General features: G+C 52.8%; 8 protein-coding genes. 2 read left to right on the top strand and 6 right to left on the bottom strand.

The genetic code is table 11. The features are described from left to right. Positions 1 to 413, bottom strand: a 413-nt coding sequence (gene mobV / locus ABD920_RS22055) for a MobV family relaxase (protein ID WP_345162407.1), incomplete at its 3' end; no start/stop codon positions are given. A gap of 470 nt (positions 414 to 883) precedes the next feature. Between mobV (ABD920_RS22055) and ABD920_RS22050 the strand changes: the two genes are divergently transcribed. Then, positions 884 to 1,861 (top strand): replication initiation protein, encoded by a 978-nt coding sequence (locus tag ABD920_RS22050; RefSeq protein ID WP_345162406.1) that lies wholly within the window; start codon positions 884 to 886, stop codon positions 1,859 to 1,861. Between the two features lie 52 nt (positions 1,862 to 1,913). Here ABD920_RS22050 and ABD920_RS22045 read toward each other — a convergent pair whose 3' ends face one another. The 4 genes from ABD920_RS22045 to ABD920_RS22030 form a co-directional block, all read right to left on the bottom strand. Continuing rightward, positions 1,914 to 2,396: a hypothetical protein gene (locus ABD920_RS22045; RefSeq protein WP_345162404.1), complete on the bottom strand. Its 483-nt coding sequence runs from the start codon at positions 2,394 to 2,396 to the stop codon at positions 1,914 to 1,916. A gap of 322 nt (positions 2,397 to 2,718) precedes the next feature. Continuing rightward, on the bottom strand, positions 2,719 to 2,928 hold the full coding sequence (locus ABD920_RS22040) for a GDCCVxC domain-containing (seleno)protein (protein WP_345162409.1): 210 nt from the start codon (positions 2,926 to 2,928) through the stop codon (positions 2,719 to 2,721). After that, entirely contained in the window at positions 2,928 to 3,542 is a 615-nt protein-coding gene (gene merTP, locus ABD920_RS22035; protein ID WP_345162402.1) for a mercuric transport protein MerTP, read from the bottom strand. The genes ABD920_RS22040 and merTP overlap by 1 nt, the downstream gene beginning before the upstream one ends. An 8-nt stretch (positions 3,543 to 3,550) precedes the next feature. Continuing rightward, a complete protein-coding gene (locus ABD920_RS22030) occupies positions 3,551 to 3,922 on the bottom strand; it encodes an ArsR/SmtB family transcription factor (RefSeq protein WP_345162400.1) in 372 nt (123 codons plus the stop codon). 82 nt (positions 3,923 to 4,004) lie between these two features. Here ABD920_RS22030 and ABD920_RS22025 point away from each other — a divergent pair, with 82 nt between their 5' ends. After that, positions 4,005 to 5,348, top strand: coding sequence for a dihydrolipoyl dehydrogenase family protein (locus ABD920_RS22025; RefSeq protein ID WP_345162398.1), 1,344 nt, complete (start codon positions 4,005 to 4,007; stop codon positions 5,346 to 5,348). 46 nt (positions 5,349 to 5,394) lie between these two features. Here the strand turns inward: ABD920_RS22025 and mobV (ABD920_RS22020) are convergent. Continuing rightward, positions 5,395 to 6,062, bottom strand: a 668-nt coding sequence (gene mobV / locus ABD920_RS22020; protein WP_345162397.1) for a MobV family relaxase, incomplete at its 5' end; no start/stop codon positions are given.

Genomic DNA, 6,062 nt, shown 5'->3' with positions numbered 1-6,062 from the left:
TGCAGATGGGGGGTCTTCTCGTCCAGGTGCAGCACCAGGCGCACCACGTTCTCCTTGCCGAACTCCTGGGCCACGAACTGGTAATTGGCCTTCAGCCAGCCCTTCATCCGCTCCGGGTCCGCCTCGATGGCCTTCATGTCCTCATGCGTGCCGGTGAACACCAGCGAGAGCGCCCGCACCGCGTCCTTCCGGATGGCGGTGGTGCCGGTGTAGCCCTCGACGATCCGGTCCGTGATGGCCAGGTGCAGCGGCTTGGCGCAGTGCCCTGTGACGGCGAACGCCTGGTTCAGGTGACGCCGCCCGGCGTCGGCGTTCTGGAAGGTGTGCTCGTGCCCCTCCTTGCGGTCGATGTGGTGGCCCAGCCCCGCTCCGGAGGCGCTCATTTTCTCGGCGTGGAAGACGGCGAATCCCATGGCAGTCTGTTTGGTTTTGGCATGCCCCCCAGCCCCGCAGGGCCCGCGGCTTCGGCACGAAGTCTAGTGGGCTATACTTCATGTGAAGCATTACACTTACGAATATACGATTTCCTTCCTTTTTCGTGGCTTTTTCTTCCCTTTTGTATTTGGTCCTGGTGGTTGGGTTTGCGAATTTCTCTTGTGGCCGGTTTCTGCGAGGCTCTAAACAACAAATTCTACGCATTTTGAGCCCTTTACTTGTAAAGGTAAACTTGTGGTTTCCTTGTAGGAGTTTTTTTATTGCTCATAAAATACTGTATTACAGTTATTTAAGAGCTGTTTTAAAATTAATTTTACGACAATTTGAATACCTTTTTACGACAATTTGAATACCCTTAAGCGTACTTTTTACGACAATTTGAATACCCTTGAGGACTACTAATGACATTATTATTTGACAAACTAATAACTTTGTCTAAATTCACCTCATGGAAACGACTAAACCCACCCTCTACCAGCCGAATGTGATTACACAGGCCCGGTATAGCTTCACGGAGTATGAAATGCGGGTGCTGATGTATGTTGTCAGGCAGATCCAGGACAAACTCAATCGGAACGACGTGGAGTTTAACCGAAACATGTTCGGAGAGATTGACTTTAAGATTCAGTTTTACCTGGCTGATATGATGGTTTCCGAGGGGGAGAAGAACCACGCTCGCATACGCAAGGCATTGAAGGACTTGCGGGATAAGAGTTTTGAGGTGGAGGATGAGAAACAATGGTTCAATGTCGGCTTCATCAACTACGGGCGCTACAACAAGGACGCGAAGAAGTGGGAGCTGCAGGTCTCTTTCCTGCTCATGCCTTACATGGTCTCCCTAGCGCGGGGCTTCACCGCTTACCAGTTGGAGACGATAATGCACCTGAATACGCACAGTCAGCGCCTCTACATGATGTTTAGCCAGTACCATGACACAGGCATATTTAGGATATCAGCCGAGGATCTGCGCTACAAGCTTGGCCTGGAGGACAAGTATGAGCGCTATGGAGACTTTAAGATTAGGGTTTTATCTGCTGCAGAGAAGGAGCTGAAGCAGCTTTTTGACGCTGGTAAGTCGGATGTGTGGGTGAAACTCACGGATGACAAAAAGGAGCGGGGAAAAGAGGATTTCGACCGAACACTAACCTTCAAGATAGTTCACTCAGAGCGCAGGTTTAACCAGATAGAGGAAGCTAAAGCAGAGTCCATGCGGTATTGTGCTCAGATGCTCAAAACAATCCTTCCAGAGGCCGAACTGTACTGCAATAAGCTGTTGGGTTACCTGGTGGAGAAGAAACGGCTTAAGCCGTTCTCTGACCGCCTGGAGCGGCTGGAAGATCAGGCAAGGGAAGAAAGCAAGCCGCTTACCTCATATGGCGGTCTGCTGCGCCACATCGCCAAGGAGGATTTCAAGTACCAGGGCTAAATACAAAAGGGAAGAAAATAGCTTCTGTGTGTTTGGTCATCAGCTGCATTCCTTAGTTAAATAACCTCTTCCACCATCCAATCCTGGGCGGCTCTGGATGCGCTTCTTCTAATGGCTGTGGCGCGGCCAGTAAATAGGTTTGCTTTTCGACAACGCTTAACAAACGATTGATTTCTTCTCTCGCTTCCCTTTCGCGCTGCTCAGCTTCACGGCGGCGGCTTTCTTCAATAGTTGTCTTTTCCTCAGCATGCTGCAGTTTCAGCTTCAAAAGCTCAATTTCAACTGTTGCATCACCTGTTTTATGAGGTGTTGCAACCTGTTGCTTTCTGTTGCTTTGCGACACTGTTGCAGGCTGGCCTTCTGCGACAGGTATCTTGAATGATTGATAGACCCTACTTAGCTCACTTGTATCAAGAACAGGGCTGCCATCGCTATCAAAATCCTTGCTGAGCTTGCCTATCTTAATATGGCGATGCAGCGTACTGCGATTCTTTCCAGTTAGTCTTGCTGCTTCTGATATGCTTATTTTTGCCATGTTGCACGCTGTTGCTTGCCACAAGGTAGCAACAGCTGCAACCTGTTGCAAATACTTTAAAGGTAAACAAAAGGGAAGAGAGAGTATTTCTCTGGCAGCTGGCTTCGTGAGGCTGTCTTATGCAGTAAATGCGCAATACATAATCTGGAATCCGTATTCCGCAATGCGCATTGCGCATCCCCTTATTTGTCCGGAATTGCACCCAGCCCAGAAACCGGCTCTATTTAACATAAAAGTAGTTATACCGCAAACAGCCCCCACAGCCTGGAATCGGGGTCGGAGGTTTTGGTACTCTGGCGGGAGAAGCAATCGTCTGAAAAGGTCAGCAGCAGCTCTTGTTCTGCTGGATGGGCGGGCATGGCACTGTGCCATAAGAGCAGTACACGCAGCAGTCCCCTGACTTGGGTTTCAGTACGGTGCGGCACTGCTCGCATTCGTAGAAATACTGGCAGGCATCCGTTGGCATCTGCTCCTCTTTCCTGTGCCCGCACTCCGGGCAGGTGAGCACGGAGGCTGTCTTTGTCTTATCCATCATGGCTTCTTATCCTCAATAGCCACAGTGTAGCCTGTTTTCTTCGCCGCCTGCAGGATCTGCATGGGCTTTACCTTTGTGCTGTCATACTTGATAATGGCACTGCCTTTCTCGTAGGAGGTGCTCACGCTGAAGACACCTGTCAGCTTACCTATTTCCTGGTTCACATGCGCCTCGCAGCCCGCGCAGGTCATGCCCTTAACCTGCAGCTTTACCGACTGTGTGAAGTCCGTTTGCACGGTGGCAGCTTTGGCAACGGGTTGTTGTTGCCTATAGAAGGCTCCCGCGTACTCCGGGAAGGCCAGCAGGAGCAGTGCCACGCAGCTTACGGCCAGCAGGAACTTGTTTGATTTCCAAAAAGTAGGGTTCGCCTCCCCCTCACAGGCACAGGCAGCAGCTGATTTCCTTGCCTTTAACCGCTGGTACCAGGCCAGGGCCAGTACAGCCACAGTGATGCCTGCCAGATAAGGCCTGAAAGGTTCCACCCACCCGAAGGCGGAGATGGCACCGGTGACGCCGCCTACCAGGGCCAGCAAAGGAGCGATACAGCAGAGCGATGCAAAAAGGGCCGCCAGCAGGCCGGTTCCTAATAGTCTTATCGGGGATGTTCTCATGATAGGGATTATGCTTGTTCTAACTTACTGCTTATATGCTTGAAAAGGGGTTTTATGATTTCCAGGTGTTCCTGCTTCAGGGAGTAAAAGATCGTTTGCCCCACTTTTTTGCTCTGGATGATGCCACCGTCCTTAAGTTTGCGCAGCTGCTGCGATACGGCGGGCATGGTCATCTGCAGCACGTCGCTTAGGTCGCACACGCACAGCTCCCCCTCCTCCTCCAGCAGGTAGAGGATCCTCAGCCTCGTCTCGCTGCCAGCCAGGCTCAGCACCTGGCTCAGCGTCTGAATCATGGTCTCTGCAGAATTCAGCTTCTCAGCGCACAGCTTCAGCCGGTGCTCATCGGCATATACCCGGATACATGTTTTGTCTTCCTTCATTTCAAATATTTATACAACAAAATTACAAACATAAAAGTATTTAAGCAAATACTTAAATAAGTCTAACCAATACGAACTTGCTATGAAATACGATGTGTTTGTGATTGGTGCCGGGATGGCCGGTGCCGCTGTGGCCAAAAAGTGCGCGAAAGCAGGGCTAAAGACTGCCATCTCCGACTTCCGTCCTTATGGAGGAACCTGTGCCTTGCGGGGGTGTGACCCAAAAAAGGTGCTTATAGACGGCGTAAACCTACGCGAGCAAGTGCGGCTGCACCTTGGAAAAGGGCTCACTGGAGATGTGAAGGTGAACTGGCAGGAGCTAATGAAGTTTAAAGAGACTTTCACAGCACCAGTGCCGGAGAACATGGAAAAGGGTTTTAAGAAAGCCGGCATAGACACCTACCACGCACCCGCCGCCTTTCTGGATGAATCCACCTTACAGATTGGTCAAGAAACTGTTTCCGCTGAAAAGATAGTGATAGTGACTGGCGCACGCCCAAGAGAGCTGGATGCCCCAGGGGCAGAGCACACCATCACAAGCGATGATTTCCTGAACCTTGAGGCGCTGCCGGAGCACATCACCTTTCTGGGAGGCGGCTATATTTCCTTTGAGTTTGCCCACCTTGCCGCACGCGCAGGCTCCCGCGTCACCATCATAGAGCACGGCACCCGCCCACTGAAGCACTTTGAGCAGGACATGGTGGATGAACTGGTGCGGGTATCAGAAGAGGCAGGCATTGACATAAGGCTGAACTGCCAGGTGCAGCGCATCACCCAACAGAGCAGCGGTTATGAAGTTAGCCTGGAAGGCGAGGCAGGCAAGGGAACACTTGAAACGGGGCTGGTAGTGAGTGCCATTGGACGCGTGCCGGAAGTAGGGCTGCTTGACCTGGACAAAGGCAACGTAAGGCACGGCAGGAAGGGCATTGAAGTGAATGAGTACCTGCAAAGCACCTCCAACCCCCGCGTATATGCAGCCGGAGACGTGGCAGACACTGAAGGCTTGCCCTTAACGCCTGTAGCCGTTTATGAGGGCCACTTCCTGGCAACGAACGTCATCAAGGGAAACAGCAAAAAGGTGAACTACCCGGAGGTTCCCACGGTGGTCTTCACCATTCCGTCACTGGCCTCTGTGGGGCTTACCGAAAGCCAGGCGAAAGAGCAGGGGCTGGACTACAAGGTGAACACCCATGACGCAAGGCAGTGGTTTAACGGCAGAAGGCACCGCGCCCATGCCTACGCCTATAAGGTACTGGTGAGCAAGACTGACGGAAGCATACTTGGAGCGCACCTGGTGGGTCCGCTCGCGGAGGAGACGATCAATATTTTTGCTTTGGCTATGAAAGCAGGGATGAAGGCAAGAGACCTGAAAAGTTTTCTTTTCAGTTACCCTACCATGGCGTCAGATGTAAGCTATATGGCATAGCACGCTTTCATCTTCATTGAACATAAAGTGCTTTTGAGCAGGTACGCTATAGTCCCATGCCCCGGTCTTTCTTCGGGCGCTGCTGCTCCTCCTTTACGCCCTGTTTCCTTTCTTCTGCTTTCTTGTAGCTGTTGGCGTAGACATCCATCACTTTTTTCTCCTCCTCGCTCACGGGTCTGCCCAGCAGGGACTTGACAAACAGCGTCACCGTCTCCTGCAGGATACGGAGCCGGCTCTTTACCTCCTTCAGCTCCTGCTGCAGCCTGGATATCTGCCGCTCCTGGGCCTGGAGCTGCTGCTCCCTGCGCCGGAGCTCAATGGCCGCGTCCGTTTTCTCCTTTGTGGCCGATTTAAAGCGCTCCTGAACCTTCTGCTCGTACTGACCAGGGTTTAGCCTGTCCAGCGCCGTGAGCTTCGGCAAATCGCCCAGAACGGCCTGCTGCGCCTGCTGCTGCTGGCCCAGGTACCAGCCTTCTGAGTTGTGGGCGGCCTTACTCCCCCGAACGCCCCTGGAGAGCCCGAAAGGCGCCATGGCCTGGGCGTAACGGTCCTGCCGCTGGCTCATGTCCTGTTTGTTGCCAAGAATGGTCTTGGCCGTCAGCTTGCCCTCCCGGAGCGGCACCACCACGGCGTGCAGATGGGGGGTCTTCTCGTCCAGGTGCAGCACCAGGCGCACCACGTTCTCCTTGCCGAACTCCTGGGCCACGAACTGGT

It is taken from the genome of Pontibacter saemangeumensis, assembly GCF_039541895.1.
In the GTDB taxonomy this organism is placed as follows: domain Bacteria; phylum Bacteroidota; class Bacteroidia; order Cytophagales; family Hymenobacteraceae; genus Pontibacter; species Pontibacter saemangeumensis.
Note: the sequence above shows the minus strand (reverse complement) of the source record. Positions and strands in the feature narration are given on the sequence as shown.

What these genes read in the sequence shown, in the direction of transcription:
- ABD920_RS22025 (WP_345162398.1), top strand. Translation starts at nt 4,005, where the DNA reads ATGAAATACGATGTGTTTGTGATTGGTGCCGGGATGGCCGGTGCCGCT.
- ABD920_RS22040 (WP_345162409.1), bottom strand. Translation starts at nt 2,928, where the DNA reads ATGGATAAGACAAAGACAGCCTCCGTGCTCACCTGCCCGGAGTGCGGG.
- ABD920_RS22050 (WP_345162406.1), top strand. Translation starts at nt 884, where the DNA reads ATGGAAACGACTAAACCCACCCTCTACCAGCCGAATGTGATTACACAG.
- ABD920_RS22030 (WP_345162400.1), bottom strand. Translation starts at nt 3,922, where the DNA reads ATGAAGGAAGACAAAACATGTATCCGGGTATATGCCGATGAGCACCGG.
- merTP (WP_345162402.1), bottom strand. Translation starts at nt 3,542, where the DNA reads ATGAGAACATCCCCGATAAGACTATTAGGAACCGGCCTGCTGGCGGCC.
- ABD920_RS22045 (WP_345162404.1), bottom strand. Translation starts at nt 2,396, where the DNA reads ATGGCAAAAATAAGCATATCAGAAGCAGCAAGACTAACTGGAAAGAAT.